Here is a 458-nt window from a genome sequence, read left to right on the forward strand (position 1 = left end):
CCGGCCTCGAAGACTCGGTCGTTAGTCCCTTGGTTGCCCGGATCGACCGTCAGTACCGGCACATCGTTGCTGCCGGTGATGGTGATGGTCAGGGTGGCAGTGGCGGTGTCGCCATCGGCGTCCTGCATGGTGTAGCTGAAGGTCTCGCTTAGGCTCTCGCCGACATCCAACCCCTGCACCGCCGGGTTGGCGTTGTTCAGGCTGTAGCTGTAGGTGCCGTTGCCGGTGTCGCTGAAGGTGCCGTAAGTGGCGGCAGTGCTGATCCAACTGACGAAGCTGGTCGGGGTGTCCGCGCCGGGTTGGCCGTTGGCGTGCAGGTCATTGGTCAGCACGTTGCCGGTGATCGGAGTCAGGGTGTCTTCGGCGATGCTGTTGCTGTCATCCACTGCATGCGGCACATCGTCGACGATTTCGATGACGATGCTGGCCGGCGCCGAGGATGCCGTGCCGTCCGACAC

The 458-nt window shown here is 63.5% G+C and carries 1 protein-coding gene; it reads right to left on the bottom strand.

Translation table 11 applies throughout. The features are described 5' to 3' along the window. Window positions 1-458: VCBS domain-containing protein (locus tag P8H27_RS20540; protein WP_289639604.1), on the bottom strand; the 458-nt coding region annotated here is incomplete at both ends.

It is taken from the genome of Pseudomonas sp. sp1636 (assembly GCF_030376615.1).
In the GTDB taxonomy this organism is placed as follows: Bacteria; Pseudomonadota; Gammaproteobacteria; order Pseudomonadales; family Pseudomonadaceae; genus Aquipseudomonas.